The 15,573-nt window shown below is 61.0% G+C and carries 16 protein-coding genes, 1 tRNA gene and 2 pseudogenes; 11 read left to right on the forward strand and 8 right to left on the reverse strand.

The annotated features are described in order from the left end of the window. Nucleotides 1-131 precede the first annotated feature (131 nt). Nucleotides 132-545 (forward strand): LysR substrate-binding domain-containing protein, encoded by a 414-nt coding sequence (locus tag M3N55_RS12430; protein WP_249059559.1) that lies wholly within the window; start codon nt 132-134, stop codon nt 543-545. Between the two features lie 411 nt (nt 546-956). Here M3N55_RS12430 and M3N55_RS12435 read toward each other — a convergent pair. The 4 genes and pseudogenes from M3N55_RS12435 to M3N55_RS12450 all read right to left on the reverse strand — a co-directional run. Beyond that, a pseudogene (locus tag M3N55_RS12435) lies at nt 957-1,321 on the reverse strand (integrase core domain-containing protein); the annotation flags it as partial. Between the two features lie 37 nt (nt 1,322-1,358). Further along, nucleotides 1,359-1,700 (reverse strand): annotated as a pseudogene (locus M3N55_RS16790) (hypothetical protein); the annotation flags it as partial. Nucleotides 1,701-1,849: 149 nt separating this feature from the next. Continuing rightward, the gene (locus tag M3N55_RS12445) at nt 1,850-2,731 is read right to left on the reverse strand and encodes a nuclear transport factor 2 family protein (protein ID WP_249059560.1); all 882 of its coding nucleotides are present in this window, start codon (nt 2,729-2,731) and stop codon (nt 1,850-1,852) included. A gap of 35 nt (nt 2,732-2,766) precedes the next feature. Continuing rightward, complete coding sequence (locus M3N55_RS12450; protein WP_249059562.1) at nt 2,767-3,645, reverse strand: SDR family oxidoreductase; 879 nt, start codon at nt 3,643-3,645, stop codon at nt 2,767-2,769. 90 nt (nt 3,646-3,735) lie between these two features. On the opposite strand from M3N55_RS12450, the gene M3N55_RS12455 reads away from it, so the two are divergent. Next, a complete protein-coding gene (locus M3N55_RS12455; RefSeq protein ID WP_249059564.1) occupies nt 3,736-4,341 on the forward strand; it encodes a TetR/AcrR family transcriptional regulator in 606 nt (201 codons plus the stop codon). Next, nucleotides 4,338-5,453 carry a DUF418 domain-containing protein gene (locus M3N55_RS12460; RefSeq protein ID WP_249059573.1) on the forward strand — a complete coding sequence of 372 codons (1,116 nt, stop codon included), beginning with the start codon at nt 4,338-4,340 and terminating at the stop codon, nt 5,451-5,453. The genes M3N55_RS12455 and M3N55_RS12460 overlap by 4 nt, the downstream gene beginning before the upstream one ends. A gap of 283 nt (nt 5,454-5,736) precedes the next feature. Here the strand turns inward: M3N55_RS12460 and M3N55_RS12465 are convergent. From M3N55_RS12465 to M3N55_RS12480, 4 genes are all read right to left on the reverse strand, one after another. After that, a tRNA-Arg gene (locus M3N55_RS12465) sits at nt 5,737-5,813 on the reverse strand. Nucleotides 5,814-5,894: 81 nt separating this feature from the next. Next, nucleotides 5,895-7,289: a sensor histidine kinase gene (locus M3N55_RS12470; protein ID WP_249059575.1), complete on the reverse strand. Its 1,395-nt coding sequence runs from the start codon at nt 7,287-7,289 to the stop codon at nt 5,895-5,897. 27 nt (nt 7,290-7,316) lie between these two features. Continuing rightward, entirely contained in the window at nt 7,317-8,711 is a 1,395-nt protein-coding gene (locus M3N55_RS12475; protein WP_249059577.1) for a dihydrolipoyl dehydrogenase family protein, read from the reverse strand. Continuing rightward, nucleotides 8,708-9,436 carry a TVP38/TMEM64 family protein gene (locus tag M3N55_RS12480; RefSeq protein ID WP_249059586.1) on the reverse strand — a complete coding sequence of 243 codons (729 nt, stop codon included), beginning with the start codon at nt 9,434-9,436 and terminating at the stop codon, nt 8,708-8,710. Before M3N55_RS12480 ends, M3N55_RS12475 begins: the two co-directional genes overlap by 4 nt. A gap of 277 nt (nt 9,437-9,713) precedes the next feature. Here M3N55_RS12480 and rpmH point away from each other — a divergent pair, with 277 nt between their 5' ends. From rpmH to argB, 8 genes are all read left to right on the forward strand, one after another. Beyond that, entirely contained in the window at nt 9,714-9,848 is a 135-nt protein-coding gene (gene rpmH, locus M3N55_RS12485) for a 50S ribosomal protein L34 (protein WP_072244369.1), read from the forward strand. A gap of 39 nt (nt 9,849-9,887) precedes the next feature. Beyond that, complete coding sequence (gene rnpA / locus M3N55_RS12490) at nt 9,888-10,298, forward strand: ribonuclease P protein component (RefSeq protein ID WP_249059588.1); 411 nt, start codon at nt 9,888-9,890, stop codon at nt 10,296-10,298. Then, nucleotides 10,295-10,570 (forward strand): membrane protein insertion efficiency factor YidD, encoded by a 276-nt coding sequence (gene yidD / locus M3N55_RS12495; protein WP_249059590.1) that lies wholly within the window; start codon nt 10,295-10,297, stop codon nt 10,568-10,570. The genes rnpA and yidD overlap by 4 nt, the downstream gene beginning before the upstream one ends. 1 nt (nt 10,571) lies before the next feature. Further along, nucleotides 10,572-11,417: a tRNA 2-thiocytidine(32) synthetase TtcA gene (gene ttcA, locus M3N55_RS12500; RefSeq protein ID WP_249059592.1), complete on the forward strand. Its 846-nt coding sequence runs from the start codon at nt 10,572-10,574 to the stop codon at nt 11,415-11,417. A gap of 100 nt (nt 11,418-11,517) precedes the next feature. Then, nucleotides 11,518-13,284, forward strand: a complete 1,767-nt coding sequence (yidC, locus tag M3N55_RS12505) for a membrane protein insertase YidC (RefSeq protein WP_249059594.1) — start codon at nt 11,518-11,520, stop codon at nt 13,282-13,284. 4 nt (nt 13,285-13,288) lie between these two features. Continuing rightward, nucleotides 13,289-14,032 carry an MOSC domain-containing protein gene (locus M3N55_RS12510; RefSeq protein ID WP_249059596.1) on the forward strand — a complete coding sequence of 248 codons (744 nt, stop codon included), beginning with the start codon at nt 13,289-13,291 and terminating at the stop codon, nt 14,030-14,032. Continuing rightward, a complete protein-coding gene (yihA, locus tag M3N55_RS12515) occupies nt 14,029-14,682 on the forward strand; it encodes a ribosome biogenesis GTP-binding protein YihA/YsxC (RefSeq protein WP_249059601.1) in 654 nt (217 codons plus the stop codon). The genes M3N55_RS12510 and yihA overlap by 4 nt, the downstream gene beginning before the upstream one ends. Nucleotides 14,683-14,699: 17 nt before the next feature. Continuing rightward, entirely contained in the window at nt 14,700-15,572 is an 873-nt protein-coding gene (gene argB / locus M3N55_RS12520) for an acetylglutamate kinase (RefSeq protein WP_249059603.1), read from the forward strand. Nucleotide 15,573: the final 1 nt, after the last annotated feature.

A 15,573-nucleotide genomic window follows, 5' to 3' on the forward strand; every position in this document is an offset into this window, starting at 1 on the left:
TCCGAAACAGCGAAAAAGAAACGGAAGGAAACACCACAATTGACCCCAACATGACACGCAGAACATAACAACTGGGTGGGTCAGTTCTCGGTGACAATGCCGGGTCAGTTCTCAGTGACAATCAACAGACGGTGTGCATTTTCCCAAATGGCCATCATTTGGAACGGTTTTCTGAAATCACACCAAGATTGATTGCAGACGAAAGGATCATTCATACCCGCCGCGACAGTGATTTCTTCAAAAGCCTTGAAGACGCCTTTCTGGATGAGGATTGCAGTCTGATTTCCTTGGTCGAAACACGGCAATTTACTGCCGCTTGCGAAATTGTCTCGAATGGCCTTGGCATAGCGATTGTCAGCGAGTTGGATGCCATGCAATTTGTGCACCGGAACATTCAGATCAGACCGTTCTCACCTGCTATTTCTCACCGGTTGTCACTGGTCCGCCCGACCTTCAAACAGCCGTCTGCGATCACACTCGAATTCATAGATGCGTTCGCTGCGACCTTGGCCCCATTTGAAATGCGGGTCGCGCCGTCACAATAACTGCGCGATGGGTGGTTTTGAAGCAAATCCATCTGCAAGCCTTTGCGCGCGGCAGCGCCTTGATACGTAAATCTCGGCCCCGAAGAATCGCAACATGAAACCAAGCGGCCAGAGTGGCAATATAAACAAGCCATCCTCCGACCCTTGCTCGACGAGCTGCGGGTGTAGGGTGGAGAAGTCCTCATTATGGAATTAACAAAACACCTTTCGAAAAAGGTATCTTATCCAATGGGCACAGTTGCTCACTCAGTTTTTCTGTTTGAAAATGGCGCACCCAAGCGGCAGAAGATGAAAACTGGCAAGTTGTTTTGAAACGGTAGGTTGCGGTGGCAGGACTTTGGTTGAGTGCCCTGGGGCTCTGAGGTCTTAGCTGGGTAATCCCCCCTTTTTAACGGGGTGCATCCGTAGAGTTCACGCGGCCATTTTGTCGCTTCGCGCCCCTTTCAGGAGCAGTTTCATGGCGGGTGTTATGCCGCCGATGCCCATGTTCGGGCGGTCGTTGTTATATGTCCAGAGCCATTGCATGGCCTGATCCTGTGCCTCCTCTATGCTTTCGATGATGTATTGGTCCAGCCATTCATGCCGAACCGTCCGGTTGTAGCGCTCGACATAAGCGTTCTGCTGGGGCTGGCCTGGTTGGATGTGCTGGATCGCAACCCCATGTTTCTCAGCGTTTCACTGATGTATTCGGGGCCATTGTCGACCCTGATCGTGCCCGGTTTTCCGCGCCATTCGATGATGTGATCGAGGCTGCGTATCACCCGCTCGGCGGGCAATCGGATCATAGGAAAAGGCTTCGGCGCAGCCCCGAAAGCAGGATCGCGACAGTTGATCGGCCAGCAGCACCTTGGCCGCTTTGCCTTCAAGGCTGTTCCACTCTTCGCCGGTCAAGCTCGGTGGGTCGGACTTTAGTTCACGCACGACCGGCGCGAAGGGCTGGCAAAACGCATCGAGGGCCCGGCCGCTTTGAAACCAGATCATCATCAAAGGCCGCACCGTTTCGTCCTGGTTCAGGCTGTCACGGATTTCCGGCTTCGCGGTATCGCAGCCGCGCATGTAGTTGAGCACGCTGCGCGGGGACCGGGGATTTTCAACCGCCCGAACAACATCCGGTCGCTGGCGAAAGCTCTCAGGTGTCAGTTCATCGGCAGGCATTCGTTTTCCTTCTATCGATCATCAGGCAGACATCCGGTCAGTCGTGCGCTGTTTTCTCTGATTGCGGGCACGGATTGCGCGTGGCAGGCGGGCGTGGCGTCCCGCCTGCTTGGACGCTGCCCGTTGGCCGGGCTGTGTCGTGATGAGGTTTATTGCCCGATCGAGTCCGGCCCAACGCCGTCAAAGCCGGTGAACATGCCGTTGTCATTGGCGAGGCCCTCGGTCGGGACGGGCTGGATCACGTCCCAATGCTCGACGATCATGCCGTCTTCCATGCGGAACAGGTCGTAGAAGGCGTTGGTCGTGCCGTTCCACTGGCCTTCGCTGACGGTCAGGACGAAATTGCCCTCGCCCAGCACCGCGTGGATGTCGGTGTATTGGAACATGTTGCCTTGCGCCGTCAGCTGCTCGACCGCAGCGACGATCCCATCGAGCCCGTCCGCGATCATCGGGTTGTGCTGGGCGTAGCTTTCGGAACTGATATAATCGGTGATCCGCGACGGGTCCTCGCCCATCAGAACATCTCGCACCAGCGCAACGGCCAAAGCCTTGTTCGCCTCGGTCTTATCCAGATCGGTCACTTCGGTCGGGCCGTCGGTCTGTGTTCTGCCGCTGGCGGTTTCCGTCACCAGGGGCTGCAAGGCGTCCCAGTGTTCCGCGACCTTCCCATTCTCGTCCACGCGGATGATGTCGAAGGACACCATCTCGGGGGCGCCGAACGGCTCGGCATTTCGCCAGATATTGTGCATGAAGACGTAGTTGCCGTCTTCGAACATGCGGATGTTTTCGGCGGTGGTGCCCGCCTCTTGCAGCACCGGTAGCATCTCGATGAACGGTTCCAGCCCTGTCGGGATGAAGGGGTTGTGCTGGATGTAATCCGCATTCGCCACCTCGCGCATGGTATCGACGTCGCCTTGCAGGACAGCGCCCAGAAACTTGCCGACAATCGGCTTGATCGACGGGGTGCCCTCGGCAAGGGCGCCGGTGGCTAGCAAAGCGGTGGCTGCGACAGCAGTCAGGGTCTTTTTCATTGGATTGGTTCCTTTTTCGGTGGGTATTGAGGTGGTCAGGCGTCAACACCGCCCAGCACGGTGTCGAGCTGCATCTCTTTCAACAGCGCGTCCTGCCGCGGTTGGGTAACGGCGTTCATTTCGTCCACGCCCCAAGTGATGCCAACGACCGTGCGCGTGGGTCGCTTGCCGGGGGTGGCGTCGGCCAGCGACAAGTATGCGTCCACCACCAATTGAGGGTCGGGGGCTTCATCGCTGGCCAGCATCTGGGCGAACCCCGCGACCATGGCGTCAGGCACCTGCCCAAGGTCGCCATAGGAGGCCAGCACATCCGCGCGGGCGGGCGGCTTGCCGGCAGCCAGCAGGTTCGAGGGGAACGGCCCCGGTTCGACCAGTGCGATGTCGACGCCGAAGGGGGAAACCTCGTAACGCAAGCTTTGGCTGTAGGCTTCGAGCGCATGCTTGGTCGCGCAATAGGTGCCGAAGAAGGGCACAGAAACCCGCCCGGCGATCGAACTGGTGTTGATGATGAGGCCCGAACCTGCCGCGCGCATCGACGGCAGCACCGCCTGCATCGCACGGATGGCCCCGAAATAGTTGGTGTCCATCTGTTCCGCGGCCTGCGCGACGGAATAGGCCTCGGTCATGCCGATATACATGATGCCTGCGTTGTTGATCAGGATGTCGATGGGGCCATCGGCCAGAATGGCGGCGAACCCCTCGGCCACGGACGCGTCGCTGGTCACGTCCATCTCGGCGATGGTGATGCGGGGGGAGTAGCCCTCAAGCTCTGCCTTCTTGGCGGCGTTGCGGCCTGCCGTGTCGCGCATTGTGCCCCAGACGCGGTCGCCACGGTCCGCGAAGGCCCGCACGGCTGCCGCGCCGAAGCCGCTGCTGGCACCTGTAATGACGATGGTTCTTTCTGGTATGGACATGGGTCGTTCTCCTGCTTGCACGTTGTGTTACCAACTGGTACGAATATCAGATGCGCCCCGTCAAGACATAAAATACCGGATAGTATAAAAATGAGCGACGCCGATAAAGGACCCGCGCGCGGACGCCCGCGGACGATGAACGCCGAGCAGGTGCTTGACGTGGCAATGACCGCTTATTGGCACAGCGACCCGGCCGATGTGTCGGTCAATGCGATCTGCCAGATGGCGGGCATCTCGAAGCCCTCGCTGTATCGTGAGTTCGGCAGCGAGGACGGGCTGTCGCGCGCGGCGCTGGACCGCTATGCAGACCAGGTGCTGTCGGAGATGTTCGTGATCCTGCACGCCGGGGCGGGGCTGCGCCAGACGCTTGCCACGCTCATCGACTTCGCGAGCGATGATCCCCGGATGGAGACCGGGTGCTTGTTCTACAAGATGCGGGCGGGCAAGCACCGGCTTGGGACGGACACGAGGGCGCGCGTGGAGGAGATCGACGCGGCCGGGCAGGCTGCATACGCCGCTTTCCTGCAAGCGGCCCGCGATGCCGGTGACTGGCCGGATGGCCTGTCGGTCGAGGCCGGGGCGAAATACCTTGGCGAGCAGATCGCGCTTGCCATTACCCAACGCGCTTCGGGCGAAGACCCCGCGCGCATTCGCGAGATGCTGACGCTGGCGCTGTCGGTCTTCACCCGCCCATGACCGCATCGCCACGCGCCCTGATGCCCGACTATCTACGCCTTGTCGCGCTGTTCGGTATTGTCGTGGTCAATGTCCAGTTCATCGCGTTTTCGGCGCTTGGCAGTTTTGCCGATCCGGGCGGTGAGACCCAGCGCGACGAGATCACCCTGTGGTTGGTCAACGGGCTGGCGCTCCTGAAGACCTACGGGCTTTTCTCCTTCATGTTCGGCGTGGGGCTGGGGTTCCTGATGCGTTCGGCGGCGCGGCGCGGGCTGCCCTTCGGGCGCGTCTACCGCAACCGGATGATAGGGCTTGCGATACTTGGGGTCGTGAATGGCTGCCTGTTCTTTCCTGGCGACATCCTGACGATCTACGCGGTCACCGGTTCGATCCTATACCTGTTCCGGGATTGGCAGGTTGGTCGCCTTGTGCGGGTCGGTGCAGCGTTGCTGATTGTGCAAGCCCTTATCGCGCCGCCACTCCTGCTCGCCGCGCCGGAGACGCCGCCCGACATCGTCGCGATGGAACGCGCCATCCTGACCGGGGGCGGGTTTCTGGAGGCCGTCCTGTTCCGAAGCGTCGGCTTCGCGGTCATCATGCCGTCCTTCCTCGTGATCCAGGGAACCGCGGCGCTCGGCTGGTTCTGCCTCGGCCTTGCGGCGGTGAAATCCGGCATGATCGACGATGCCGCGCACCCGCTCTGGCGGCGCGCGCGGCGCTGGTGCCTTGGGCCGGGGGTGGTGCTGGGGCTAGTCGGGGCCGCGCTTTCGCAATGGGGGCCAGCGGTGCCCGGCGTCGCTCTGACGGTCGTTGCTGCACCAATAGCAACGCTTGGCTACCTGGGCCTGATTGCCGCCATTTCGCGCCCGCCGGGGCCGATCATGGCGAAGGCGCTGGCTGCGGGCGGTTCAAGCCTGAGTATATACCTCGGCCAGTCGATCCTCCTATCGATGATCTTCTCGGGCTATGGGCTCGGTCTCTGGGATGATGTCGACCGGTTCACCGCCGTTGCGATCGCCCTTGCGGTGACGGCGGGCTTGATGGGGGCTTTGATGATCTGGCGTGTCCGCTTCGCGCTTGGCCCTTTCGAATGGGTCTTGCGGCGGATCACCTATTTCAGGATTCGCGTCTGAGGCCTCAAGGCATCAGCCGATGCCACTGCATCGGTGTGAACATCGACAAAAACAAAAACAGAATGTTCATGATACCATTTCGTGTCTCACCCGCGTAATACGGGGGCCGATGCGGAGTGCAGCATCGCGGCCAAGATCTGTCGCCCGACGATCTCTAACCCAATGTGAAGCGCCGCTACAAGCACAGCCCCATGGGGTTTCCCGGAACCGCCCCTGCAAACGCGCACCATAAAACACAGTTGCCGCGCAGCAGACCCATCAACAACATATGCGGAATAAAATATGGCGCACCCGAAAGGATTCGAACCTCTGACCCCTTGATTCGTAGTCAAGTGCTCTATCCAGCTGAGCTACGGGTGCGTTGGAGGCTGATTATCGCCCTGCTCCAAGGTTTGCAAGGGGGGGCGGGCAGGGTTTTTCTGCGATCACGTCAAAAAACCGTCACGCATTGTTCGGCAGCCAGATGCGGAATTCGGTCCCGTCGGCGTCAGACCGCGCCAGTTCCAAGAACCCGCCATGCCCCCGGACCAATTCGGCGGCAATCGCCAGCCCCAGCCCCACGCCGCCTTTGCGCGCGCCACCTTGGAACGCTTCGAACAGGTGTTCGCGAGCCTTGGGCGGAAGGCCCGGCCCGCTATCACCGATACGAATTGTGACGCCGGATTGGGCCTCGTTGGCGGTTTCGGACGCCGTTATCTCTATCACGCCGGGTTTGCGTGTTGCCTCGAGCGCCTGACGCGCATTGCGCACCAGATTGCTCAGAACGCGGAAAAGTTGCTCGCTGTCGGCGCGCAGGTAGAGCGTCGGGTTGACCTCTGCGACAAAGGTGATTTCTGCATCTCCGCAAGCCAGCTTCTCGCTTTCGATCACGTCTTCCACAAGTGGGGCCAGCCGCAGCCTGTCCAGTCGGGGCGGGGGTTCTTCGGCCTTGCCGAATGCGAGGGTGGATTCGCAGAGGTTAATCGCGCGTGACAGGGAACTGACCAGCTTTGGCGCGGCCCGTTTCACGCTGGGGTCTTCGCTCATCTCTATGCGGTCGGCCAGCATGGAGGCCGTGGTCAGCATGTTGCGCAGATCGTGACTGATGCGCGCGACCGAGCCGCCAAGCTGGGCCAGTCGCTCTTTTTGACGCAGCAACCCTGTCAGATCGTTTTGCAGCTTTTGCAGCGCATCTTCGGCTTGGCGCAGTTCCGCAATGTTGGAATTGGGCGTAATGATGCGCCGCGCATCTTGGGGGGCTTCGGCATAGTCCGACATCGACCGGATGACGCGACTCATCGGTGCAACGACGAACAGGCGCACCGACAGATACAACAGCAACGCGGTGAAAAGCGAAATCGCCAGCGACAGCGCAAGAATGCGCCCGCTGTATTCCCACAACTCGCGCTGCAATTGAGCAGTGTCGAGCGTAATCTCTATCAGCAATCCGCCGCGCTGCACGGGGTTGCCGATGATGCGTATGATGCGCGGTTCTGTATGCGCCAACTCTTCCAACGCGTCACGGGTTAGCCCCAGCAGGCTTGCCTCGCGAAGATCGAAACTGGCATCCACCGGGCCGGGCAGAGGCGAGGCGAGCACCAGTTCGCGCACTTCGTCCCGGCGCAGCACCACGTTGAACACGCCTGCATTGTCCAGAAGTTCCGCCGCCAGTTCCCCGGCAATGGACCCATCAGAGGCCAGTAGCGCCAGCGAGGCGATTTGTGCGCGCTCCAGCCGCGCTTCCAGATAGTCCGCGCGATACCGCGCGACCGAGGGGCCGAAAATCAACACCTCGGCCACCATCACAAAGATGACGACCAACCACAGAAACCGCCCTGACAACGTATTTGCAAACATATCCGCCCAATGTGCCCGCAGGTCGGGTTAGGGCAGCCATTTCTGCACCAACCGCACCACGCGCTTGACCGTAGCATTATCAAACAGTTTGTCAGAGAAATAGGCCCCTGCGCCGCGTTTGCCGATTTCCGCCAATGTCGGGTAGGGCAGAACCGTGTTGGCGATGGCCGAAAGTTTCATCCTGTTGGCAATGGCCAACGCGTAGGGCGCGATCAACTCGCCCGCCTGACGGCCTACAATGGTGCAGCCCACGGGGCGGCCATTCGCGACCATCAGCTTTAGAAAGCCCTTGGTCGCGCCTTCGGCCTGTGCGCGGTCTATCTGGTCGTAACCCACTTTATGCACCGACAGTTTAATGCCGTATTCTTTGCGCGCCTCCGCCTCTGACAGGCCGACATGCGCCAGTTCCGGGTCGGTATAGGTAACATGCGGGATATGGTCGGCCCTGGCCTTGGCGGGCAGGCCGAACAGCATGGCGCGGATAATGATGCCCGCGTGATAGCCTGCCAGATGCGTAAACTGTCCTTTGCCCGCCACGTCGCCAATAGCATAGACGCGTTTATTGCTGCTGCGCAAATCGGCGCCGACCTTCACGCCCGTCCGGTCGGTTTTGACACCTGCGCGGTCCAGATCCAACTTGTCGATATTCGGTTTGCGCCCAACCGCGACCAGCAGGTGTGTGCCGGTAAAGATGGTGCCGCCCTTGACCTGCACCTCTATCGCGCCGGCGCGGCCTGACAGTGTTTCGACCTGAGCACCCTCGACAATGTCGATGCCCTCGGCCCGCAAGCTGGCCAGCACCACGGCTGCGGCGTCCGGGTCGTCGCGGCCCATTGCCTTTGCGCCTTCGATCACCGTCACCTCTGCCCCAAGGCGGCGATGCGCCAGTGCCATTTCCAACCCGATAGGGCCGCCGCCGATAACCAGCAAATGGCCGGGGCAGGCCTTTTGGTCGAACACGGTTTCATTTGTCATGTAGGCGACGGTGTCGATGCCGTCGATTGGTGGGACGAATGCGGTGGACCCTGTCGAAATCACAAACCGCCGTGCCTTCACCGTGGTGCCGTTCACCTCAACGCGATCTGGCCCGGTGAATCGGCCATAGCCTTGCAGCACCTGCACGCCCAAGCCCTCGAACCGTTCGACCGAATCATGCGGCGCGATGGCGGCGATGGTGGCTTTGACATGGTCCATGGCGGCGGTGAAATCGGCCGCGCTGGGCTTGGTGCCGCGCGCTTTGACGTCCCGCGCCTGCGCCAGCAGCGCCTTGGACGGCACGCAGCCATAGTTCAGGCAGTCGCCACCCATCTTGTGGCCTTCGATCAGCACCACCCGCGCGCCCATCTGCACCGCCCCCGCTGCCACCGACAGCCCGCCAGAGCCGCCACCGATAACGCAGATATCCGTTGTGATCGTGCTCATGTCTTGCGCTCCTTGCGGATGGATTTGACGATGTTGGGCAGGAAGGACAACGCCGCCAAGCCCAGCAGCGGGCCGATGATATGCGGTTCGAATATAATGCCCAGATTGGGGGTTTCCCCGCGTGCGAAGACCTCGCCCAGTCCGACACCGACCCAAGTGTAGACAATTCCGCCGGGGATGATGCCGAAAAACGTCGTTGCGGCAAAGACCGACAGGCGCACGCCAATCAGCGCGGGGATGATGTTGGCCACGAAAAACGGCAGCACCGGCACCAACCGCATCGAAAACAACACCGAGGCGCCATTGTCGCGGATGGCTTGCGTCATGCGTTTGACGCGCCCGTCGCTCGCATCGATCTTTTCAGCCAAGCCTTTACCCAAGCCGGTGCGCACGGCCAGAAATATCAACACAGCGCCGATGGTCGCGCCAAGGATGTTGAACAATGCTCCCGGAAACAGCCCGAACAGAAAGCCGCCGGTCAGCGTGGCGGGGGTCGCGCCGGGCAGCGAAAAGGCCACAATGACAATGTAGGCGGCGACAAAGGCAAACGCCGTCAGGGTGTAATTGGCATCGCGGAAGGCCAGAAGCGCCTCGCGGTTGTCGCGCAGCGCGTCAAAGCTCAGGTAGTCGCGCAGCGCGACGGCGCCGATGATGGCTACCAATATCACGGCGATAAGCGGCAGCCTTGCGCGCCATCTGGACGGGGGCGGGTCGGGGAAGGTCACGGGATGATCCTTTTGGTCAGGGTTACAGGCTGCACTTCGCCCTGAATGCCGCATGTGTTGCGAATGTGACAGCCTTATCACGGCTGGTTGATCGGGCGTGACCACATCGGGGCGAATGTTTCAATTCCGCACCAATTGCGGCACGTCCCCCGGTTTTCCGAATTGACTTGGCCGGGCGGGCCTTGTAACTCGCGCATCTGAGATTGATTGGCCGCCGATTCCGGCAGGAAGCCCGCGTGCCATAACGATTGTATCATACTGACAAGGACGCCAAGCGATGAAACGCACATTCCAGCCCAGCAATCTGGTTCGCAAGCACCGTCACGGGTTCCGCGCGCGCATGGCCACCAAGGCTGGCCGCAAGATTATCAACGCGCGCCGCCGCATGGGCCGCAAGAAGCTGACGGCCTAAGCCGTCCGGCCCGGTTCGGGCCGCGCTATGGGTGACAGCATGAATGCGCCGGGTTCAGACAAGGTGAGGAACGATGCCTCGCCGCGGTCTGGCCCGGCGTCGTCATGCGTGGCTGTCGAAACTCTGAAGCAGCGTGCCGATTTTCTGCGCGCTGCGAAAGCGAAACGGGCGCCATGCCCGGCGTTTTTGTTGCAAGCCCGGCACCGCGACGAGGCCGCGCTTATTCGCATTGGCTACACCTGTTCCAAGAAAATCGGCAATGCTGTCGCGCGCAATCGCGCCAAGCGCCGCCTGCGTGCAATGGCGCGGCAGGTGATGGCGCAGCATGGTCGCGCGGGTTGGGACTATGTTCTGGTTGGTCGGCCCGGTGCGACTGTGGACCATGATTTCGCGGCTATGGTCGCAGATCTGGAACGCGCGCTGGGCAAGCTGCATGGGGGGGCGCAATGACCCCAATGGCATGGATTGTCTCGGTGCCCATCCGGTTTTATCGCGTGGTGTTCAGCCCTTGGGTGGGACATGGCTGCCGGTTCCAGCCGACATGCTCGGCCTATGCGATGGAAGCTCTGGCGCGTCATGGGGCGATCAAAGGCACATGGTTGACGGTTCGCCGTCTTGGGCGCTGTCAGCCTTTGGGCAGTTCGGGCTATGATCCGGTTCCCGGCGCAGACCCGAACCACGATGCCTGCCAATCTCATACCGGCCAGCACGGAAAGGACTGACATGTTCGACGATACCGACCTGCCGCCGCTGCTGCAAAACGCGCCTGACAGCACCGAATTTCGCAAGCTGCGCAAACGCATCATCCGCGAAACCCGTGCGGCCATCGACCAATACGGCATGATAGAGCCGGGCGCGCGCTGGCTGGTCTGCCTGTCGGGCGGCAAGGACAGCTACACGCTGCTGGCCGCGCTGGTCGAATTGCAATGGCGCGGCTTGTTGCCGGTCGAACTGCTGGCCTGCAATCTGGATCAGGGGCAACCGGGCTTTCCGGCGACCGTGCTACCCGAGTTCCTGACGAAAATGCAGGTGCCCCACCGGATTGAATATCAAGACACCTATTCCATCGTGATGGACAAGGTGCCCGCAGGCCGCACCTATTGTGCCCTGTGTTCGCGGTTGCGGCGCGGCAACCTGTATCGGGTCGCGCGGGAAGAAGGGTGCAGCGCTATCGTTCTGGGCCATCACCGCGACGACCTGCTGGAAACCTTCTTCATGAACCTCTTTCACGGCGGGCGCACGGCGACCATGCCGCCCAAGCTGCTGAACGAAGAAGGCGACCTGTTCGTTTATCGTCCCTTGGCCTTTATCGCTGAAGAGGATTGTGACCGGTTCGCACGCGCCATGAATTACCCGATTATTCCCTGCGACCTGTGCGGGTCGCAAGACGGGTTGCAACGGATGCAGGTTAAAGCGCTCTTGAACGAATGGGAAAAACGCACGCCCGGACGGCGCAACAAGATGTTTCGGGCGCTGCTGAATGTGCGCCCCTCGCACATGCCGGACCCGGAGTTGTTCGACTTTCTTGGGCTTGCGCGCGAAAACGCCGGGCAGGAAGACACTGTTTGACGGGCATGTGACCCCGCCTTTCCGGGAAAACCGCTTGACCTTTGCGCGCCCCTTCTGTTGAACCGGGCGCGATAGCCGCAATGATAGGAACGCCCCTTCCATGGACGATCAGAATCGTAATCTTCTTCTGGCATTCGCGCTTTCATTGCTGGTTCTTGTCGGCTGGATGTATATGTTCCCGCCGCCCGAACCCGTGGCGCCCACGGCGGAAGATGCCGCCGAGATGAGCCTGCCTCCCGCAGAGGGTGCGCGGGCCATGGCCGATGCCGATGCGCCTGTGGCGGAAGAATTACCGCGTGTGACCATCGATACGCCGCGCCTGAAAGGCTCCATCAACATGCTGGGCGGGCGGATCGACGATCTGTCGTTGAAGGATTATTTCGAGAGCACGGATCCGGGATCCGACATTGTCCACCTGCTGACCCCAGAGGGCCGGAACGAAGCCTTCTACGCGCTGCAAGGCTGGCGCCCTGGCCGCGATATGTCGTGGGAAGAGGTGCCCGGTGCGAATACGCCGTGGCAGGTTGTGGAAGGAACCACGCTGGCCCCCGGAAGCCCGGTGACGATTGCCTGGGAAAATGGCGCGGGCCTGCGCTTTACCCGCCGCTTCATGGTGGATGACAACTACATGTTCACCATCACGCAGGGCGTGGAAAACAGCGGCACCAACACCGCGCGCATGGCCCCTTACAGCCTGCTATCGCGCCATGGCGAACCCTCTGACCTGGAGAATTTCTTCATCAGCCATGAAGGCTTTATCGAGGTTGCCGACGGCACCTTGACCGAGGAAGACTACGGTAATGTTCGCGATTTCCGCGTCGATGAGCGTGAAGGCACACATGCCCGCGTTGTCGAAGTGCAGGAAAACGGCTGGCTTGGTATTGCCGATAAATACTGGATGGCCACCATCATCCCGGTTCCGGGCGAAAGCTTTACGGCTGTCTCGCGCTATATTCCGGCTCGCGACGTCTATCAAACCCGCGCCGACCTGCCCACCGTGACTGTCGGACCGGGAGAGCGCGCCGAAGCGCAGACCATGCTCTTTGCCGGGGCCAAGGAATGGACCACGTTGCGCACCTACGAATCGGAGCTGGGCATTGATCGCTTCATCGACGCGATCGACTGGGGCTGGTTCTTCTTCCTGACCAAACCCATCTTCGCCACGCTCTATTTCATCGAAGGCCTGCTGGGCAATATGGGCTGGTCGATCATCGCGCTGACCTTGCTTATCAAGGCCGTGTTGCTGCCGCTCGCGTGGAAATCCTATGTCAGCATGGCGCGGATGAAGGAACTTCAGCCAGAGATGCTGGCGCTGAAGGAACGCGCGGGCGATGACCGCCAGAAGCTTCAGCAAGAAATGATGAAGCTTTACAAGGAAAAGAAGGTCAACCCCGCGGCGGGGTGTCTGCCGATACTGCTGCAAATTCCGATCTTCTTCTCGCTGTATAAGGTGATCTTTGTCACCATCGACTTGCGCCACGCCGAATGGTTCGGGGTGTTCAATGATCTGTCTGCGCCCGACCCGACCTCGCTTTACAACCTGTTTGGTCTGCTGCCTTGGGCGGCGCCGGGGCCGGAAAGCATTTTGTCGCTGGTCTTTATCGGGATTTTGCCGATCTTCCTGGGCATTTCGATGTTCTTCCAGATGCGCCTGAACCCCGCGCCGACCGAACCCATTCAGCAAGCTGTCATGACATGGATGCCGTGGATATTCATGTTCATGCTGGGCTGGTTCGCATCGGGGCTGGTTCTGTATTGGATCGCGAACAACACGATCACGTTTATTCAGCAATACTCGATCATGACCATGCACGGGTCGCGACCGGACCTGCTGGGCAATATCGGCGTGAAAAAGAAGAAGAGCTAGGGCCTTGGGGTGGCGGCTGGCGCATATCTTCCGTCACCCCATCAAGGCGCATGGGCGAGAGCGGCTTGACGCGGTCGATTTGACCGAAGGTCGCTGTCTGCCGTTCGACCGGCACTGGGCGGTTGCACATGATGGCGCCATGCTGATGCCGGGCTGGAACCCCTGCATGAACTTCACGCGCGGGGCCAAGACATCGGCCCTGCAAGCGATTGATGCAGCATGGGACGGCGCGAAGCTGACGCTGACCCATCCCGACCTTGCGCCGCTGACCTTCGAGCCGGACACCGCTGACGGCGAGGCTGCATTTCTGGACTGGGTTCGTCCTTTGCACGGGTCAGAGCGTGCCGGGCCTGCCAAGCTGGTCACAGCCGGGCGCGGTATGACCGATACCGATTTCGAATCCGTGTCCATCCTGAACCTTGCGTCCAACGCCGCATTAAGCGCCCAGCTTGGCGCGGAACTTGGCCTTGACCGCTGGCGCGCGAATCTGTGGCTGGAGGGTCTGGAACCTTGGGCCGAATGCGCGTGGATTGGCCGCGAGTTGGTCATCGGGGCCACACGTTTGCGGATTGTGGAACCCATTGGTCGTTGCCGTGCCACGATGGTGGATTGCGCCACAGGTCAGATCGACCACGACACGCTTAAAGCGCTGCGCATCGCGCGGGGCGATACGAATTTCGGCGTTTACGCCACCGTCATCCAATCCGGCCCGATCCGCGCGGGCGATGTTGTGGAGCTTGTCGCATGACTGTGCTGCCTTTCCCCTTGGCCCCAGAGGCCGATGACCAGAGTATTGAACAGGGCCGCAAGCTGCTGACCGGGCAGGTCGATTTCCTGAAAGGCGTGGTCGCCATGGACGGGCTGCCCCCGGCCGACCGGATGGAAGTGTGTTTTGCGGGGCGCTCGAACGTGGGCAAGTCCAGCCTTATCAACGCGCTTACCGGTCGCCGCGCCATCGCGCGCACGTCGAACACGCCGGGGCGCACGCAAGAGATCAATTTCTTTACTGCGGGTGACAGCCATTACCTTGTGGACCTGCCGGGCTATGGTTTTGCCAAAGCGCCCATCCCGGTGGTCGAGAAATGGCAACGCCTGCTGAAAGCCTATCTATCGGGCCGCGCCACCTTGCGCCGTGCCTTCCTGCTGATTGACATGCGTCACGGCGTGAAGGATGTGGATGCAGAGATCATGCGGATGCTCGACACCTCTGCCGTGACCTTTCAAGTGGTGCTGACCAAGGCCGACAAGATCGGCACGGCCGCGCGCGAAAAAACGCTGGCACAGGTGCGCGAAAAGCTGTCCAAACACGCCGCCGCCTACCCGGAACTTGTGGTCACCTCGTCCGAGACGGGTGACGGTATCGCCAACCTGCGCGCGATTATCGCGGGTCTGACCTGATGAAGAAGCAAAAGCCCATGTCCCAAGATTGGTTCGCCACCGCCCGCACCTTGTCAGAGGCGTTGCCCTATCTGCAACGCTATGCGGGCGCCATCGTCGTCATCAAATTCGGTGGTCACGCCATGGGCGATGCCGAGGAAATGGCCAGCTTCGCGCGTGATATCGTGCTGATGCGGCAAGTGGGCGTGAACCCGGTTATCGTGCATGGCGGCGGTCCCATGATTAACGAGATGCTGGGCAAGCTGAACATTCAATCCGACTTCGTGCGCGGCAAACGCGTGACCGATGCCGCGACCATGGAAGTGGTCGAAATGGTGCTGTCGGGTCTGGTCAACAAACGTATCGTGCAGGCCATTCAGGACGAAGGCGGGCGCGCCGTGGGGCTGTCGGGCAAGGATGGCGGCATGATCGCCTGCGAGGCGGACGACCCCGAACTGGGCCTTGTAGGCCGCCCGGTCGCGGTGAATACCGACCTGCTGCACCATCTGTTCACCGGTGGGTTCATCCCGGTGATTGCGCCTTTGGGCATGGGCCAAGAGGGCGAGACCTACAACATCAACGGCGACACGGTTGCAGGCATCATCGCCGCCGCGTTGAAAGCGGACCGGCTGTTGTTGCTGACCGACACGGCCGGGGTGAAAGACGCCAATGGCGACGTGGTCACGCAGCTTTCGCCCGCCCATGTGCGCGACCTGACCGACCAAGGCGTGATCGCGGGGGGCATGATCCCGAAAACTGAAACCGCGCTGACAGCCATTGCGGGCGGGGTGCGCGCGGCGGTTATCATGGATGGGCGCGCGCCCAATGCCTGTTTGTTGGAATTGTTCACAGATCACGGGGCGGGCAGCATCATCCGCGACAGTGACCCTCAGATCCTACCAAAGGCCTAGC

The organism is Roseinatronobacter domitianus, assembly GCF_023336755.1.
GTDB classification, from domain to species: Bacteria; Pseudomonadota; Alphaproteobacteria; order Rhodobacterales; family Rhodobacteraceae; genus Roseinatronobacter; species Roseinatronobacter domitianus.